This is a genomic window from Bacillus sp. REN3, assembly GCF_017912555.1.
In the GTDB taxonomy this organism is placed as follows: domain Bacteria; phylum Bacillota; class Bacilli; order Bacillales; family Cytobacillaceae; genus Mesobacillus.
Genome location: NZ_JAERSD010000040.1, coordinates 1 through 17,766, shown reverse-complemented (window position 1 = coordinate 17,766; position 17,766 = coordinate 1). Strand labels below are relative to the sequence as shown.

Below are 17,766 nucleotides of genomic sequence, written 5' to 3'. Positions count from 1 at the left end.
ATATCAGCCACTTTGAAGTAATTTCCCCATCCCTGGATTAGTTGGTTGATTTTAAGGATTCGGTATTCCATGGCAATCCCCCAATTGCGATTGGTTAACCTTTTAAGCTTATGCTCCATTCTCTTTTTCGACTTCTTCGGCACGTATATTCGACGAAAATGGATTCTGAAAATTTTTCCAATATGAGCATATTGACAGCCTGGTATTTGACTATCAAACTGGCTCTGAGAATGCCGGACTTGAATTACTCCTGTTATTCACATACGATTCCGACATCGACAACCTTAGCGGCATCATCAGGAAGTACTTCTCCCTTCTCCGTTACCTTGTCATTAATTTCAGAGACAAGGATACAAAGGGGATCAGGAAGGCCACTATACCAGCCCTGTTTATCAAAAACTGGTGAAAAAATTCAGATTGGGACAATCCATGTCAAGGAGGGGGAACTGTTGGAACAACGCCCCACAAGAATCGTTCTTTGGTCATTTTAAGGACTTGGCTAATGTAAAATCATGCGAAACCTTAGAAGAGCTTTAACAAGAGGTGAAAGCTGCCATCCACTACTACAATCGCTACAGATATCAATCATTAAATTCTCATGGAAGTCAGATACAGTCATATCATCCATTTTATACGACTTCATGCCAGTAGGATTATTTGCTATTGATTCAAGGACAGACAAGGCAGCACGGTATATATTTTTCTTATTAGTGGCTGATTGTGCGTCATATTCTACAAATGGCTGTAAATCATTTTCTTGAAGGTAGACGGTTAATTCATCTTGTTGTAATTGGATACCTTTTGTTTCTAGTTCTAATCTTTGAAGGTTATTCATTTAATTCATTCCTTTCTAGGCAAAATAAAAACACCCTCAAATGATGAGAGTGTTAATAGTAATTATCCTTCAATCTCCAAAGAAGAATTACAATTCTTACATCTTATTTTCAACTTTGGATTTTCAATACTTAAATCTGATTCATCACAACCATCTTCTTCAAACCCGTCAATTTCGCCTTCAAATTCAACATCTAAATTTGTATTGGAAAACTCATACAAACTAATAGTTGAATGGAAATTCTCATTGTTTATTTCAGTGTAGGTATCACACTCATTACATACTATTGCTAATTTCATCAAATACACCTCCCTTCTGCCTACTTAATTCGACATTAGGAAGTAATTTCCTTTTTTTAATTTCCCTTGTCCATTACTTCTTTATAGACATCATATTTAGATTTACCTTTCAGGTTCACATTTGTATCATCATCAGCATTAAGCCCTTCATTGTCCGTTCCGACTAATTTTGTATGTATACCTTGAAGTAAAGAAATAATTTCACCTAGCCCTAAAAAGAACATACCTGATACAAATCCCAAAACTGACCACAGAAGTATTATTGAAACATCAGCAGTACCATATAAACTGTTGTCATTTCCAAGGTATAAACCAACAATTACTCCTGATACCATTTCAAGAACGCCAATAATTCTAATGATAAAAGCAATCTGATTATACATTAACTTAACCTCCCATATTTCTTAAAAAGTAATTCTCTTCACCTTAACTGGATAATAATTTTTGCTTTTGAATCTCAAACTCATCATCAGTTAAAAAACCACTCATTTTTAATTGTGCTAGTTTTTGTAATTCTTCGGCAATTGGTTGTTGATTTTTCTCAACTTTTCCTAATTTACTATCATTATTTCGGTTTAGAATATGGGTAAAAAGGTTGTGCCAATGATTTATTTCACTTATCTCATCACCTGTAATAACTTTTCCAATATCATGAGGAGACATAAAAACAATTTTATGTGAAGATTTCTTTGAATTATTTACAACTAATTGTAATTCTAATTGTGTGGTAGTTGTTTTTGATTCCGAAGAAGCACCCAAACCACCAATTACAGCACCAACACCACCTGCAACTATTCCTCCAACAATTGCTCCACCAATTTGACTACCTCTTGAAGTTTTATTTATGGTTACACCATCTTTAATTATTTCTGATTGTATTATTTCTGAAAAAGAATAGATAAAAGATTCGTATTCAAACTTACTTAACGTTGGCGATAATTCTCCATGGTTTTTATGTTTATTTTCTATAATACAAACTTTTTTAGTATCTTCATCTATCGCAATATATGACTCCCTGTTAGGAGACATAAACTCCTGTGAAATATTAAAATCCTTGATATTCTCTACTATGTTTTTCATGTTCTTTGACAAATCTACAACAAAATTGATTTTACGCTTATTATCCAAATACAGACCAACGAAAGCACTAGCAAAAATTCCAATGATACAAAACCACACAAATCCTGAACCAGAGTCATCCGAAATACCCGTGAAGAGAATAATCGCAAAAAATATCATACCTAAACAACCAATGCCAACACCCAAAAAATACCCCTCCCTAATATTTATAGTTAAATGCTACCATTTATCCGGGAGATATTGATCAAATATTTTAACAATTTTATGCAATTCGTTTGACAAAAAAAAGCACAGTTTAAACGAACTTCCGTGAATATATATTATGTAAACTCAGGTAGAGTGAATCTTATACCCCCACTATTTTAGGGTATTTGGAAGGTGTTTTTAGTCATATCAATACCCCTAATTGGAAAAATCTGCCCCTTAGCATACCATTTTACACACCCAAGAAAAAATATTGATATTTACAGGCAAATTAACCGTTTTAATCATTACCCTACCTGACATATTACCTTAACTCTAAAACGTTAAATCAACGTTTGTGACGTGTGGTCGTTTGCACCCCGACTGCACCCCGTTAACTTCATAGCTTATACCGCATAGAAACGCCGCTTTTTATGCAAATGCAACTGTCTGCCAAGCGGATAGTTTTCGGTTGGATCCCGTCTAACTGCGCCTACCTCAGCTTGCCCCTTAAGGTTTTCGGAGTAGCTCGCCTGGTGAACGCCATTGCCGATAAGTAGACAGTAGTTAAACGGGCTAAAATGCCAATAGTGCAACGTTGTGCAATCGAAGTATAAACGCCAATTCAACGTCTGTTAACGATAAATACCGAGTTTCATCTTATGCACCGTTAAAGCGCATAATACCAAGTGTTTTTGTCGGCATTATTGAGTTACACAAAACGGGGTGCCTGTGTTCTTGCGTCCTTTTTATCGTTTGAATACATAGTTCAATGGTGAATGTACGCTGTGTTGGTTTTGAACGTCCATGTTCGTCATCTGCACGTATCTGCGTACCATGTTCATGTGCGAGTGCCCGAGAATTCTCTGTAGGCTGAACGGGTCGCCGCCGTTCATAATGTAAAACAAGGCGCCTGTGTGCCGTAGTGTGTGCGGACTTACTCGTTTGTCCGTAATCCTCGCAACCTTACCGTATGTCCTCAGATTATCACGTACGGTATGCTCGGTAATAGGTTCGCCCTCGTACGATAGAAAAACATAATCACTGCCAAAATCAGCTGTTTCGTTTAGATATTGGATTAACAGTCTTGCGGTTCGACTACTAATCGGAACTATTCGACTTACCCTTGTCTTCGTGTCACCCGCTTCCAATCGAATAGCCATCGTTTTAAAATCGATGTTTTTACGTTTAATGTCGACTAATTCACACACACGTACCATTGTATCGAGCAGCACGAACGTTGCAACTTTGGTGCGGAACCCCGTGTAAGACTCGTCGTCGATTGCCCCTATTAACCTTCGAAACTCTTCCGGTGTTAATGCCTCGACGACATCAATCGGGGCTTTAACCGGCTTAAATCGTTTGTGTATTGGTTCGTTTATCCACGCCTTGTCTTCGTAACAATACCGCAGGAATGCACGCATTGTTCTCACCCGTATGTTTACAGTTGCTGGGGCGTAGTCCATTTCTTCGAGCATCCACGTGATCCATCCTACGAATAACTCCGTCGTCATTTCATCAGCGGTTAACTCACGTTGTTCATAGTCACGGAAATACTCGAAGTGTTTGTAATGCTCGGCAATTGTCCGTTTCGCTAACCCTTCGCCTTTCTTTACGAGCATGAAGTCCTCGAACATTTCCGACATGGTTAACGGTGCCTTTCCGATGTTTCGGCTGTTTAATCTCGTCCTAAATTTGCGCATAAAAAAATCCCCTTCCGCATTGGTTTGGCGTAAGAGGACAAACGGTCTATATCGACTATTAATACGGTTTTCCTACTCGGTCGTTCACGGTCTTTCGTTAAACCGTGCTGAAACCGTGTAGGTCAACGTATCAATCAACGTTAATAAATAGCGTATTGGCGGGACTGCGTGGGAATCGAACCCACCTGCCCTGGCACGCAGGACACAAGCGGTTTTGAAGTTTGCTGGCATCTGTTTTTCTAGTACCTTTATATACCCAGAAATACTGATAAATCAAGGTTTCTTGCTTTCAAATGTTTCCTTGTGATTTTTATTTTTAAAAATTTGGGCACCAAGCATGGCACCAACTATACCAGTAACAGTTAACTATTGTATAAATATGATCGTTTTAGGTTCCTTAATTTATTTATGAAAAGAATCATATCATGCTCCTTCTAATAACAATTAGAAAAATTCAGGTTGCACAAGAAAACCTGTGGTACATCTTCATTGTAAACCACAGGCAAAATATTATTATAAACTACTTACTATAATTAAAATTTACTGCTTAGATTTTGTTTTAATACTTTGGAAATACCAAAATGAGTAACTCCTATAAAAATCCCAAAAATTAAGACTAACACTATTGTAAGTGGATGAAAAATCCCTAACATTTTCCACCCAAGTCCCCCTACACTTAAGAAACATAAAGGAAGTATTATCCATAATTTATGATTTCTAACAAGATCATCAAATAGACTTGCCAAGCTGCTTATTAGCACAAAAACAGATGGCATAAAAATTAGGATAGTTAATAAATCATTAAACAATGGAAACATATCCTCATAAGGATTGGGATAAAAGAAAAATACCAAGAAAAGAGACAAAAGAATACTTGAATATAGCCATAACTTGTATTTCAAGTTTACACCTCATTTTAATTAATAATACCTATAGTTAGACCATACGCTTTTATAGTTTCCTTCTGCAACTTTAGTTTCATCCAAAATTAGAACTCCCCTGTTTCTTGCAGCTGAAAAAGCGGTATCATAACTAGTATAGCTACCTGAGTAATTTCTTCCCCAATAATTATTATTAAAATCCATAATATTTGACTTATCGAAGAATAATTTAAAGAATTGAAAATTTGATTTACACAATGTAATGTACTGACTCTTTGCCACCGGAATCCAATTAATAGTATTGCCTAATGCTTTATCAGCAGACGTTTTTTGACTATATCCTTTTGAACGGTACTCATTATACTTCTTTGTATAATAACTTGTGGATGGATTTATCAAAACCATTCCCCATTCATGATTAGTTGTTCCTATTTTTGTATTTTTTACACCTATAGCCCTTGCAGACATATGGTTCCAGGTAAAATGCCTATAAGCGTCTCTTAGCCATACTTGACTTGAACTTGGATATTTGGATAAAGCATTATCTCTTGCTTTATTAGCATACTTTACTCCAATATTATACAAATTGGTAGAACTCAAACCTTGGTTTGTATCTAATAACGTTTCAATAAAATTGCCGGATCTTAACTTTAACTTACCAGCATCATATGGGGATGTTGATGCAGCCATGTAACAATCCGTGCAAGGAGGAGGAGAAGGATCCACTGATTCAAAATCTAATGCTTCTGGAACAAATTCTTCATCATATGTTCCATTATTAGCAATCTCCTCTTCAACAATTGTAGCAGTCTCTAAGCCAGATTCAGGACTTAATATAGATTCCTCATAGTAAACTTCTTTTCTAATATTATCAAATTCTTCTGAAGTTATTGGTTCTTCATTTGCAAACAAAGGGGACTGAATAGTGGGCATATAAGCACCAGAATAAATGGTATGTCCTTTGACATCATATGCACTTATCCTAAACCAATAATTATTCCTAGATTCATATCCACTAGCAGCATTTTTGTATACAGGACTTGGGTCCAAAGCTAATTCATCCCCTCCTCCATCTAGATGTAAATCATATCGGCCAAGAGAAATTTCACTCAATGTTGGCCATATACCCTTATCCAATGAAGTCCAGGATAAAGAGTCTCCAACGTCAATTCCCTCATAATTCTTCCCATTAAAAATCCACACTATATAACCTGCCGAATTTTCAATAGGATTCCACTCTAAATCTATATACCCCTTTGTAGGATCTTCAATAATATTAAATGTTTCACCATACGGAGCACTTGGTATCGAAAGTGAGGTAATAGACGGCATATATGCATTGGAATAAATTGTTTCACCTTGCGAATTATATGCACTTACCCTAAACCAATAGTTCGTATAATCCTGGTACCTTGTCCCAGCATTTGCATAAACAGAGGATGGGTCCACAGCCAGTTCGGCACCAGTATTATTTGAAAGGTGCAGCTTGTATCCCCCATTGGCAATCTCGGTTGCAGTTGGCCAATACTTCTTCCCTTTTGTTGACCAGGAAGTGACATTCCCGACATCAAGGGATTCGTAAAAAGATCCATTGAAAAGCCAGACCTTGTATCCAGTCGCACCACTTACCGCATTCCATTTAAAATCAACATAGCCAGTGCCATTGCCGTTGGAATAGCTCGTTCCAGTCGGAGCTGCTGGCATTGCAAGATTAGGGATTGTCGGCATGTAAGCACCAGAAGTACCGCTTTCTCCCTGGGAGAAGATTGCACTTACTCTAAACCAGTAATTTTTATTGGATGGGTAGGATCCTCCCGAGTTCTTATAAACAGGTGACGGATCAACCGCTAATTCTGCGCCAAGTTTATCTTGATGTAAATCATAATAACCACCACTAATTTCCGTGGATGTAGGCCATATTTTCTGGCCGTTTGTCGACCAAGAAGTGACGTTTCCCACACTGAATGATTCATATGCCTTACCGTTATAAATCCATACCTTATATCCTGTCGCACCTTTCACCGGTGACCAAGAAAGGTTCACATAACCGTTCCCTACTCCATTACTATACACTTTACCTGTTGGTGTCTCCGGTGTCGGAATTGTATAAGTTACAGATAGATATGGTTTATATGTTGAGTTAACTGATGAAACAACCTTTTTCCAATGCGATTGTCCATTGCCGTTCGTATGAAGCTTGAAACCGTAGTTCGACTTTGTGCCATCAACCCAGGCTTTTACCGTATTCGTTACATTGAACTGCGCCCATTGGTCCCTATGGACGTTGACAGAAGTAATATTCGTTGAGGCTGGTTTATTGTTCCAGTTCAATGTGCCTGCAGACCAGCTGTCATTTACGGAATCAATCCATAGCCCGTTTGCTGTCGATGCATAGTAAGAATGTGTTACATACACGTTGAATGTCGCAGATGTAACATCCATATTATTTAAAGATGATAGACTCTGATTTAAGAATGCATAGTTTGTTCCTGTAGTAGAGTCATAGTAACCTGTTTTTAATACGTATTGACTCTGCCCTGAATCCCATTTACTAGATGTCGAGCTATAGTTTGTCGTAGGGTATGCGCTCATGACAAATGTGTCAGTCGTGGTATTGATCGTTGTAGATGGATCAATATATACAGGATAAACCCTCTCAGGGGCTTTCAGCCATTCAGGATCCGCGTTCACTATCAACTGGTATCCGCCAGTGCTTTTCTTTAGTTTAAAGGATACGTCTTCAGAGACTGCAACATCCCCAGAACGGTCGTCATAGTTTGAATCAGCCATGTTTGGCTTTGGTATATCCAATACATACTTGCCGGCCTGATCCGTGAAAAGGATAGAACCATCACTCTGTACATCAGCAGTCAATTCCGTCTTAATAAAAAATTTAAAAGAATGATAGCCTTCATAAGAATGAAGCACCAAATCTTCTTTTACATTCTGATCAAAAGTCAGGTTTCGCATATCCATTTCTGGAAAAACATTTTTATGGAGAATCTTATTTTCATTCTGTTTATAAGTAGCAGGCCTATCTGTTGCCTTTACCGTCACTTTTTCTCCAGATGCCTCAAGCAGGGAGTAAGTTAACGTGTGTCCGTTAACCTCGAAAGTCGCATATTCGCCATTGACCATCTTCTTTTTAAAACTGGAATTGATCAATGAATTTTCGGTTTCCACAACCTCTTGATTAGAGCTGTCCTTCAATACGGAGGAAAGTTCAGTCCATTTCTTTTCACCTTTCTCTTTCTTATGAACAGGTGCAGTAAAAATCTTTTTTGTATAAGTCCCATCACCATTATAGAATACCTTCGTATTCTCAGTCCTTAAATCCACTACCTCACCAACCGGAGGTGCCTCTTCGGTGACAATTGGAACCTCCTTGACTTCTTCCTCAACAAGAGCTTCAACACTTGCTTCACTCGCTCCCGTCTCAGCCAAGATATCCAGAGGAACACTTGCGAAAATCAAAAGGAATGTTAAAAAAAATGAAATCCCCTTTTTAGCTATAGAATAAGACTTATCTGATTCACAAGTGTTTTGTTGTATCATTCATTTATTAAGAATGGGCAGCAAGTTTTTTTAAAATATAAACTTGAAGTAGTTAAAGGGTAAAATCAGGGAAATGGTATCTTTTTGAAAACACACCGATTTGCCGTACCTTAAGTTGACTACTCCTTTCCTCCTCTGTTTCATAACGAGATGGGCATTTGTTTGTTTATCTTGTTTCATTTCTATAATAAGTGTTTAAATCTTCTACAAATATCTTTCTATATGTACTAGCTCTAGCTAATAATTTATTAACAACCAAGCATTATTAACTATTCTCCAAATTCTTTTCTTAACCCTGCAAGTAGGAGAAATGTACGTAAAAAAAACTATAACCTCTAGTTGTAACACATGTTAGTAAATGAATTCCTTTACTTGTTTCACTTACTATCCCTTTTTATCAATAAAAAGGAATATTTTTCAAACAAAAAAATATGATTTTTATAAATATAATTTTCGGAGGAAGAAATAAAGTTTAAAATCAGATGTTCTTAATTGTGTGGATAAGTATAGTAGTGAATTGAGTATTTTTGCTAGGTATGAAGCAAAAATACTTTACTAACGACCCTCTTTCCTAATTTGGTAGTCGTAATAGTATCATTAAATGCATATTCACCAAGTTGGGGGTATATTGCTGAAGATTTGAATTTGTTTGTGAAGATTATTAAAAAATTGGAGGTCCAAACGATGTTAAATAAAAGTTTCTATGGTATTAAACCAGTTTGGGATAGATATTTGGATGACCAATTAAGACATGAAAGAATCACCTTTAATCTAAATAATCCTATTTACATCGACTATTATTTGCCGATTGGTTCCAAAATGCTAATTTATGTTTTAGGAAAAGTTCAACGTTTGATAGGAGTTTCCGAAGTGACGAGCGATTATCGAAACTCAGGGGATCCACGCTTCAATACAGAAGTATCCGTAAAATCCCTATGTGAGAAGACAACGGGTTTAACTCCTATTGAAATCCGAAAACATCTAAAAACTTTTAATCCCCATCAAGAAGGAATAAGCTATATACCTATAAAACAATCAATTTTCAATCAATTATACATTGATCTTCAAAAAAAACTTTAAAAAATATCCTGGTTTTATCATAATCCGTTTCTTTGACTTATCTATTTTTAAAAACAACTAAATATTGAACTTTAGCTAGCAAAGACTATAAACTGCCCGTAATTGTTAGATTTAAGATACCTATTCTAACAATTACGGGATTTATTTCACTTAAAATACTTCTGATAGTATGTGTCTATTACCTTATCAGAAGATTTTAGCATACTCATTTCCCCATCTAATTTACTGGCAATGAGATCATTATGACTTGCTCTGGGAAGTAAATTTGAAAAGCTAACTTTCAAGCTTCTCCCTATTCCTGCTACTTCCCAAAGAATACGACTTCTAACCTCTTCTTCTTCACCAGTTAGTTCATATGAATTCATTTTATCTATTAATAATTCTATACTAGCATCTAAATCAGCCATTAAATCCGTTGCTCTACTATAATCTTTTTCATTAAAGGCAATTTCAAATTCATTAAAAGCTATGCGATATTGTTCGTATTCTGGTCTTATACCTTGAATAAAGGAACTCAAATGATTCTCCTTTGTTTCAAGTGTTACATTACTCACTGAATTTCCCAATGTCTTTTTTTCATTTAGGTTTGCGGTATTCTTATCTAGGAATAAGTTATTCATATATATTATTAGAAACCCTATTAATATGAGAGAAATAAATGCTATAAAAGCTAAAACCTGTCCGCTTGAGGGGGGCTTTTTTTGTTGATTAATTTCTTTCTTATAATAATTGTCCTTTGTATCTTTATTTGCTAACACATTTACTTTGGTTGCATTAAATAATATATTGTCATATCTTTTTCTCTTTTCATCGTCAGATAATACCTCATATGCTTCTTGTATCAATTTGAATTTTTCTGAAGAACCTTGAACCGTATCTGGATGTGTAACTTTCACTAAATTTTTGTAAGCATCTCTAATTTCCTTTGTTGTTGCATAGTAAGAAATTCCCAAAATACTATAGTAATCTTTTATCTCTCTTTCCATCATATTAATAACCTCGTTTATTTTAGTATAGGTGATTTACTTTAAATATTTCGTGTAATGTATTTTAACCCCTTCTTTCGAATGAATAAAATCGAATCAAAATATATAAATAAGTAAACAATTAGCAACTGTAATGTGTAAAAGTATTTAATTTTCCCACAAAAAAAGTTGAGAAATTCACTCAACTTTCCTTTTCGTTCTTCAAGACCCTCTACTTATGTCTCCTCAATTTCACGAGTTCTATGCAATTTTTTAATCATATTTCTAGTTTCGGTTTGTAAGTCTAATAGTGTTGCAAAGAGTTTAGTTTGGGACTCTTGCATTTCCCGTAACTCTTTAAGCTGCTTATCAATTTCTATAATTTCCTTATACAAAGTCTCGGCTATATATGTCTGGGTAACTTCATCGTAATACATCTCAATCTGATGGGCTGCCTCGTTAAAACCGCTTCTTACTACTGATCGGCTATCTCTAAGGTCAATTTCAAGTTGAGCTGCATCTGCATCTTCTTTCACTTGAAGCACAAAAGTTAATAATGTCCCTGCAACTCCAAAAACCCGACCAGCATTTGCTATACCACGAGTCCATTTTACAGCTTCCCAAGGTTTAAACTTATAATCAAAGAATTTGCCTACTGCTTTAACTGCATCGTGAGTTGCTGTTCCTGAATAATGATTAAGGTTAAAAAGACCATTAAATCCTTCTTTTAAAGTGAATGATTTTTGTATTAAAAATTTACCTAACTTGCTAGATAAATCTCCGGAAACTTTTATATTTGCTATTGCTTGAGGTGAGATATTAGCCTCTTTTATCCGATTTTCTAAACGAGGAAGCAATTGTTTAGCGAGTTCACTATTAGCAATCCCAGAAACACTGGTCTCAAGTTCTTCCATTTGCTTCCCAATTATTATTTTAATTGAATCATTAAGTTTTTCGGTATATACCTGGACTCGATTTTGTGCTTTTTCCAACTCATTATTTACCTGTTTTTTATCAGCCGACCCGTGGATTAAATCTGCAACTTTACGTCCTTCTTGTCTTATTTGTGTTCCCGCGCGTTGTATTTCACCTTCTACTGCCCGAGGGATACGATCTTTAGTTTCTAAAATTGCTCTTCTTCGCTGTAATAATAATTCTTCTAACGCGTCGATATCTTGGTCTCCAGTTGATTCAGCTGCCAACGCTTCTTGAAGAACTTGCTCGAGCGTATATAAAGCCGTTGTATATCTACCAGATAGTCCCTTATCCTCTATAAATGTATTTAAACCATCTATAAAAACATCGATTCCGCTCTTACGCCATAAAACTTTGCAAAAATCCTCATCCGTTTCGGTTATGCTTTCAAGTGCAGATTCTGCATCAATAAAAGTTGTTCTAAGATCTTCTGGTGAAAAAGGAGTTAACACTTTACGTAAATCTTCCCGGATAATTTCTTGCATCTCGGCAGTATTACCTTTAACACTACGTTGCATTTTATTTACCACTAACATCATTTCATGAGCCTTATCCTTATTTACAGCTAACTTTCGGTAATGTTCTGCTATATGGGAATCAAAGAGTTCATTAGTTACAACAAATACGATTAAATCAGCATCACTAATTGCTCGATATGATAATTCATCATGATCAGGTCTAAGTTGAGTATGAACTCCCGGAGTATCAATGATTTCGTAACCATTCCATTCATATGATGTAGTTTCTTGTGTAACTATTCCCGCACCTATTGAAATTTCTTTTAGATCGGTCAAGACTTTGATTATAGAAGATTTTCCAGCACTATATTGGCCAGCAAATACAATTTTTATTTTGTTATCTGAGGGAACTATATCATGTGGGATCCTCTCGGATAACAGTTGAATGCTTTCACTATGTGCCTCTCTGAATTCTCTTCTAGCCTTTTCTAAGAGTGCATTTCCTGTAGATACCCACTCTTCTAAAATAAGTTTTGAATTTTCCAATCAAATTACTCCTTTTTTTTGCAATATGTGAAGACTTGTAAGTTGCTGAGCAAGTTTAATTCTAGTATATGCGGATGCACTAAAACCCTTCATTTCTACATAAGCAACTTTTAGTTTCTCATCAATACTCAATTTACTCCTATCACATTCTCTTCCTATTGCCTGTGATAATAATGATTTCTGATTCCCAGTATTTATAACAAACCAAACCTTCTCTCCCAATAAATATTCAAGACCCTTCCTTATTTCTTCTGGAAAACGAGTTTGTGGATTTATTAGAAACATTGTAGCTATACCTGGGATTCTAGCTATATCAATTATGTGATAATCCATCTCTGTAGCATTAATACTCTCAAGAGCTTCTTTTATAACTGTCCTATTCAGTTCATTTTGAACATTATTAATTGTCCATGCTAAATTTCTTTGAGTATCGGCTAAATTAAACACACTTGAAGTTACCATTCCAATATCATTTAAAAGTATATTTACTCTCTTGTCGTAAAGATCCTTGTGAAACCAATCAACTAGTTGTTTTCTCAAGTTTTTTTCCATACTGTTTATATTTACATGGAGCTTTTTTGACAATCTTTCTCTACCTTGTCGAGCCTTTTTTTCTCTATCATCGATGAAAAATGATATAACCGAGCCTACTAATCCAACGGCACCAGCTGCAATTCCAAGTGGACCACTCCCAATAACAATAGCTGCTATTCCTAAGCCCCCCGCTATACCTTTTATTCCCCAATTCCACCATCGTTTAGAATCAAATATAGCTTCCATTTTAATAGAGCGGTCACCTGTTAAATCTGCAATAAATGATAATTCATTTTGAAGTTCCCTAGCTATTTCACTGAGTGCTTTATTGCATTCATCAACAAGTCTATTCTGCAATTTATTCACTTTTTCTTTAATGCCAACTGTTTTAATGTGTTTATCCCAATTTTCTCCTGCATTTTTGTTTTCATAGTTTTCTTCAGCAAAGTCTGAGACATCCATTCTAAGTTCATCCATAACCTTGGAAATTAAGGTATTTATTCTGTCTATAGAATCATCTTTAAAGCTTTGAGACCACTTTTGCACCTGTCTGCGCTTATCAATTAATACACGACCACTAGTGGAGTTTTGTGCACTAAAATCTAACAGCACATCCATGAAATCTAACATAGGAACTGAGGCTCCATCAACAAAGCTCTTTATCCGTAAAAATGTTCCCCTTCCTTTAATCTCCTCAATGATTTTTGATTCAACTTCATAAAACCTGCTTGCGAGTAATAGTTGTTCTTTATATTTAAAGGATTCGTCCGATTCAGCAATAAACCGAGACCTTAGATGAGTAATAACATATGGGACCCGTTTACCAGGGAAGTGAAGCTCAACAAAGGAATAAAACTGATTAAGTAATTCTCTTATTCTATTTTGATCAAATTTACTTTCTTGTCTACGTAGAAATAAGATAATGTCATCTTCATGATCTACAGCAGCCTTAATATTACAAATTATCAGAATTGGTTTGGCGAGCTTTCTTATTTTTGCAAAAGCTTCAGCCTCAGCTGGCTGGGGCGCATCATCTGTTATAAGGAAAAGAACCAAATCGGCTTGGAAAGCTTTACTGAAAGCCAACTCCTCATCATCTTCTCCCTCAAAAGCAGCAACTCCAGGTACATCTGTTACCTCAAGACCATTCCAAGGATAAGATCTTACATCCCTGGTTGTTCTTTGTGCACCTAAACCTATAGAATCTCCTTTACCTTTTGTCAATATTTCCATTAAGGTTGATTTCCCAGCCATAGTACGACCAAATAAAGTTATTGAAAATTTTTCTAATCTATTACGCTTCTCTTCTAGACTACTCTCTGTAGAACTTTGAAGTTGTTCTAATTCAATTGAGACACTCTTTAACTGATGTTTTAGTTGTTGTACTAATCCAGGAGTACTTACTGATCCATCCTCAAAACTTTCAAGACATTCAGTAAGTTTTATTGAAACCTTCATTATCTCTTTAGAAATAATATTAAGGTGGTTTTTCGCTAGTTTATAACCCTTTTGAGCAGCAGTATGACATTTTAATAAAGCCTGTTCCAAACTTTCACCCGTGTCATTTCCCTTTATTCTTTGCATGATTATCGCTCCATTTTGTAATTCTCAATTGCTGTACTAAGTGTCAGGAAACTACTTTTAAGCTTAATTATAGAATAGCATATTTGTATTTCCTATAAATAGTAATAATCCCTTTTACTTGTAAATGACAGAGATGTATTATGGAAAACGCCATCCATAAAAACCTAATTTATGCCATTCATGACTCAAACTTTTACTGTTGTTAGGAAGTTTTTTTTGGAATAGTCAATACATTTCAAGCAATTCTATCACTTCAAAAAATATTGGATTTGGAGGAGTATCGCTTCACCCATACATATTTATTTTTGGTTAATTCCCCGAGTATTCTTTTAAACTTAGTACCCAGCTTGTATTTAACAACCTGTTTCTTAACATTTATGCTTACTATTTATGGTTCAATGGTTCCTTCAGAATATCTTTCTTCTTAAAAATTATGTAATGGTAGACCACGTTCTTTTCCCAGCTTTTATAATTATTAACAGTAAAATAGAGGAGGGGGGTTATAAACTACTGAAATCGAGAATGATAACTACAAAGTAATTGTGTCCGAAAGAGGGTTGCAGAAATGGTGGCAGATATTAAGAGATTAAAATCGTACTGAAATTGAGTCGGAAGGATTCAAAAGGGATGAAAATTTGTATTGTCCGCATTTCTTGTATTGTGATAATTACCTTCAAAATAAAGAATTAAAAAAAATCAATCTATCGGAATGCCAAGATTATTTATTATTCCTAGACTCCGCTCCTTAGGTATTTAGTTGATATCCATTCTGTATCAGATTAGTAAAAGACTAAATATACATAAAACCACTCGGCGATACCGTGCAGAAAACCACTAGACTATATACCGAGATTAAGAAAATTTTCTGTGGACAATCCTGGCCTTTTCCTGCTTCTCCTGAAGCCTTTCGTAGAACTTTTCCTGCATTCCCTCGTCATCCATCCTTCTTAAAAACCTCAAAAGCATTAAGCCACTCACCACCCACAAAACTAATCTGGCATCAATAGATTACTAATCAGGGGGTAAACTGTTGACAATAAGCGAAATAAAAAACACCCCTTGTAGAGGTGCCTTGAAACTCTTTTATGCCTTATCACAACTCGGACAATACAGCCGGGCCAATAAATGATCACTCCGCTTTCTCCACTTTTGCCCGCAACTTCTACATTGTGCGGTAACATTTTCTTTGCTGGATACATATTCGATAATATCGATAGTCTCATTTGACCTTGCCAACACTTTTTCTCTAAAAGCTTCAGCCCTCTTTACCCTGGGATCCACTTTCACTTTTTCCGTTTTCTTTACCCTTTTAACCTCTTTCTTTGGGCTTGAGCGCTTTCGCCTTTTTCTGATTGCAAGTAATTTCTCAGCAAACGGATGGCTTTTTAAGCTCTCATTAACGAGACTTTTTTCTAAGCATCCATATGACTCTGTGTTAGATAGATAGAAGACTGTTTCATCATCCACTAGTTGCTGCAGTTCATCTAACACTTCCTCTAAACGGACCAGCTCTTTATCTTTCAAGGTATAATCATTGATTCCATGCTTATATTCAGACAGGATAGATATAAAGGAGTTATCCATTTCATCATCGATCAAGCCGGAAATAGAAAATCTTTCTGGTCTGAAAACAAACATCCTATTAAAATCTTTCTCTATATAATCAATACCCGATAAACTGAGGAGTGTTGTTTCATTCTCAATAAAATACTGTTGTTCAACTTTTCTCCCATGGCCATCGAAGTAACAATAATCAAAGCGAACGATGAACGGATCCTTTCGGTAATCCCCTCCAGTCCTTCCGTTGTTTGAAATGAACAACTGGATATGACAGGTATTCACGCCTTCCTCGATGTTTAGCGGAGCGAGCTGTTCTCTATCCTTTAGAGAAAAAGGACTAAAATGGATTGAAGGAAAAATCATTTTGTATCTTTCGTGTTTAAACCCCGTTTTTCTTTCTTGGAATTTTTCATAAGCATCTCCAACAGGTTTCCCTCTCTTTTCTTTTTCCGATAATTTTTCTTCCAGTACAGCTATTTGTATATCAAAGAGTTGATAAAAATCTATAGAACATTGTTTCTTTACAAGGTACTTTAAAAATCCTTCCCTAAATCCCTCCTTCTCTTCCTTAATGATGCTGTGCATGAAGTCTTTGAAAGCCATCTCGCTATAATATTTCAACTCTTTAAATTTTTCCCTTACTTGATCAGCAAGCAGCCTGAAGGCTTCTTTATATTCATCCACCGCCACTTGGTAAGGTTCACTCAGTAAGTCCCACTTTTGCTCCAACTGTTGAATTTCAGCTATCTGAATGTCTAGACGATAATGTTTTAGCAACTGCTCAATCTCAAGATTCACTTCTTTAAAAAGTTTCGTGTCGCTTATCTTTTCGTTCAAATCCAACAAGAAAGTAAGCTTTTTAAGGAAGGAATGCTCTAAGTTAAATCTTGTAAAACCATAATCATAATTGGAATAGATTCCTTTAATATCTTCCTGGACCAATCTCAGGTAATCTTCCAACTCACTTAATTCAGCATCTCTGCGATGATGCAACTTAATTGCTGCCAGAAAGGAATTCAGTTGATTAAATCCGTAAAACGAGACATTTAATTTTTGTATGTATTCCTGCTCTTTTTTATCTAATTCTTCCGCCTCAACCTCTTCCAATAAAATCACTCGGTAATCACGTAGGGTGCAGCTGTTTTCCACCATGAACTTAAATATCTTAGAGGATTTAAAACGCCCTTCATAAAACGAACTAGAATTATAGAAGAAATAGGTACTATACGCCTCATAAGATAAACGATTTAATCAAAGGATTTCACTGAGATGAACCTTATACCGCTTTTGCACATCCTTTGATTGGCCTATATAAATTGGTACCATCTTATCTGAAGTGAAATTGTCTATGTATATCATATATATGCCGGAAGTATTGTAGTTTGTATCTGGGGTAATCTCTCTATTGGAGTGCTCTTCAATTAATTTATTTACACTTTTCTTGACATCACTTGTATTTGGCAAGCGGGAAATGTATGATTTGGCAGTTAAAAATGTAGCTACTTGCCAACATCCCTTTTTAACGATT

At 35.7% G+C, this 17,766-nt stretch carries 12 protein-coding genes and 3 pseudogenes; 2 read left to right on the top strand and 13 right to left on the bottom strand.

Annotated features, from left to right (window positions below):
* Positions 1–119 (bottom strand): group II intron maturase-specific domain-containing protein (locus tag JJQ88_RS21615; protein WP_282597741.1); only part of this gene is annotated, 119 nt, incomplete at its 3' end.
* Between the two features lie 241 nt (positions 120–360).
* Between JJQ88_RS21615 and JJQ88_RS20450 the strand changes: the two are divergent.
* Positions 361–534, top strand: a pseudogene (locus JJQ88_RS20450) (IS3 family transposase); the annotation flags it as partial.
* Here JJQ88_RS20450 and JJQ88_RS20445 read toward each other — a convergent pair.
* From JJQ88_RS20445 to JJQ88_RS21940, 7 genes and pseudogenes are all read right to left on the bottom strand, one after another.
* Positions 500–835: a hypothetical protein gene (locus tag JJQ88_RS20445; RefSeq protein WP_246861332.1), complete on the bottom strand. Its 336-nt coding sequence runs from the start codon at positions 833–835 to the stop codon at positions 500–502. The pseudogene JJQ88_RS20450 and the gene JJQ88_RS20445 overlap by 35 nt on opposite strands.
* Before the next feature lie 62 nt (positions 836–897).
* Positions 898–1,134 (bottom strand): hypothetical protein, encoded by a 237-nt coding sequence (locus JJQ88_RS20440; protein WP_210367891.1) that lies wholly within the window; start codon positions 1,132–1,134, stop codon positions 898–900.
* A gap of 56 nt (positions 1,135–1,190) precedes the next feature.
* On the bottom strand, positions 1,191–1,517 hold the full coding sequence (locus JJQ88_RS20435) for a hypothetical protein (RefSeq protein ID WP_210367890.1): 327 nt from the start codon (positions 1,515–1,517) through the stop codon (positions 1,191–1,193).
* A gap of 43 nt (positions 1,518–1,560) precedes the next feature.
* Positions 1,561–2,400 carry an SHOCT domain-containing protein gene (locus tag JJQ88_RS20430; RefSeq protein WP_210367889.1) on the bottom strand — a complete coding sequence of 280 codons (840 nt, stop codon included), beginning with the start codon at positions 2,398–2,400 and terminating at the stop codon, positions 1,561–1,563.
* 746 nt (positions 2,401–3,146) lie between these two features.
* Positions 3,147–4,100 (bottom strand): tyrosine-type recombinase/integrase, encoded by a 954-nt coding sequence (locus JJQ88_RS20425; RefSeq protein WP_210367888.1) that lies wholly within the window; start codon positions 4,098–4,100, stop codon positions 3,147–3,149.
* A 533-nt stretch (positions 4,101–4,633) separates the two neighbouring features.
* Positions 4,634–5,002 (bottom strand): hypothetical protein, encoded by a 369-nt coding sequence (locus tag JJQ88_RS20420; protein ID WP_210367887.1) that lies wholly within the window; start codon positions 5,000–5,002, stop codon positions 4,634–4,636.
* A gap of 1,686 nt (positions 5,003–6,688) precedes the next feature.
* A pseudogene (locus JJQ88_RS21940) lies at positions 6,689–7,771 on the bottom strand (DNRLRE domain-containing protein); the annotation flags it as partial.
* Positions 7,772–9,220: 1,449 nt separating this feature from the next.
* Between JJQ88_RS21940 and JJQ88_RS20410 the strand changes: the two are divergent.
* The gene (locus JJQ88_RS20410; RefSeq protein WP_210367885.1) at positions 9,221–9,616 is read left to right on the top strand and encodes a hypothetical protein; all 396 of its coding nucleotides are present in this window, start codon (positions 9,221–9,223) and stop codon (positions 9,614–9,616) included.
* A 788-nt stretch (positions 9,617–10,404) separates the two neighbouring features.
* Here the strand turns inward: JJQ88_RS20410 and JJQ88_RS21750 are convergent.
* The 5 genes and pseudogenes from JJQ88_RS21750 to JJQ88_RS20385 form a co-directional block, all read right to left on the bottom strand.
* Positions 10,405–10,602: pseudogene (locus JJQ88_RS21750) on the bottom strand (DnaJ domain-containing protein); the annotation flags it as partial.
* 215 nt (positions 10,603–10,817) lie between these two features.
* The gene (locus JJQ88_RS20400; protein ID WP_210367884.1) at positions 10,818–12,560 is read right to left on the bottom strand and encodes a GTPase; all 1,743 of its coding nucleotides are present in this window, start codon (positions 12,558–12,560) and stop codon (positions 10,818–10,820) included.
* Complete coding sequence (locus tag JJQ88_RS20395) at positions 12,561–14,678, bottom strand: GTPase (RefSeq protein ID WP_210367883.1); 2,118 nt, start codon at positions 14,676–14,678, stop codon at positions 12,561–12,563. It abuts the gene before it with no gap.
* 1,083 nt (positions 14,679–15,761) lie between these two features.
* Positions 15,762–17,354, bottom strand: coding sequence for an excinuclease ABC subunit C (locus JJQ88_RS20390; protein ID WP_210367882.1), 1,593 nt, complete (start codon positions 17,352–17,354; stop codon positions 15,762–15,764).
* A 135-nt stretch (positions 17,355–17,489) separates the two neighbouring features.
* Positions 17,490–17,766: GIY-YIG nuclease family protein (locus JJQ88_RS20385; RefSeq protein WP_210367881.1), on the bottom strand; the 277-nt coding region annotated here is incomplete at its 5' end.

Coding starts and splice junctions, on each gene's coding strand:
- JJQ88_RS20445 (WP_246861332.1), bottom strand. CDS start 835: ATGAATAACCTTCAAAGATTAGAACTAGAAACAAAAGGTATCCAATTA.
- JJQ88_RS20395 (WP_210367883.1), bottom strand. CDS start 14,678: ATGCAAAGAATAAAGGGAAATGACACGGGTGAAAGTTTGGAACAGGCT.
- JJQ88_RS20435 (WP_210367890.1), bottom strand. CDS start 1,517: ATGTATAATCAGATTGCTTTTATCATTAGAATTATTGGCGTTCTTGAA.
- JJQ88_RS20440 (WP_210367891.1), bottom strand. CDS start 1,134: ATGAAATTAGCAATAGTATGTAATGAGTGTGATACCTACACTGAAATA.
- JJQ88_RS20425 (WP_210367888.1), bottom strand. CDS start 4,100: ATGCGCAAATTTAGGACGAGATTAAACAGCCGAAACATCGGAAAGGCA.
- JJQ88_RS20410 (WP_210367885.1), top strand. CDS start 9,221: ATGTTAAATAAAAGTTTCTATGGTATTAAACCAGTTTGGGATAGATAT.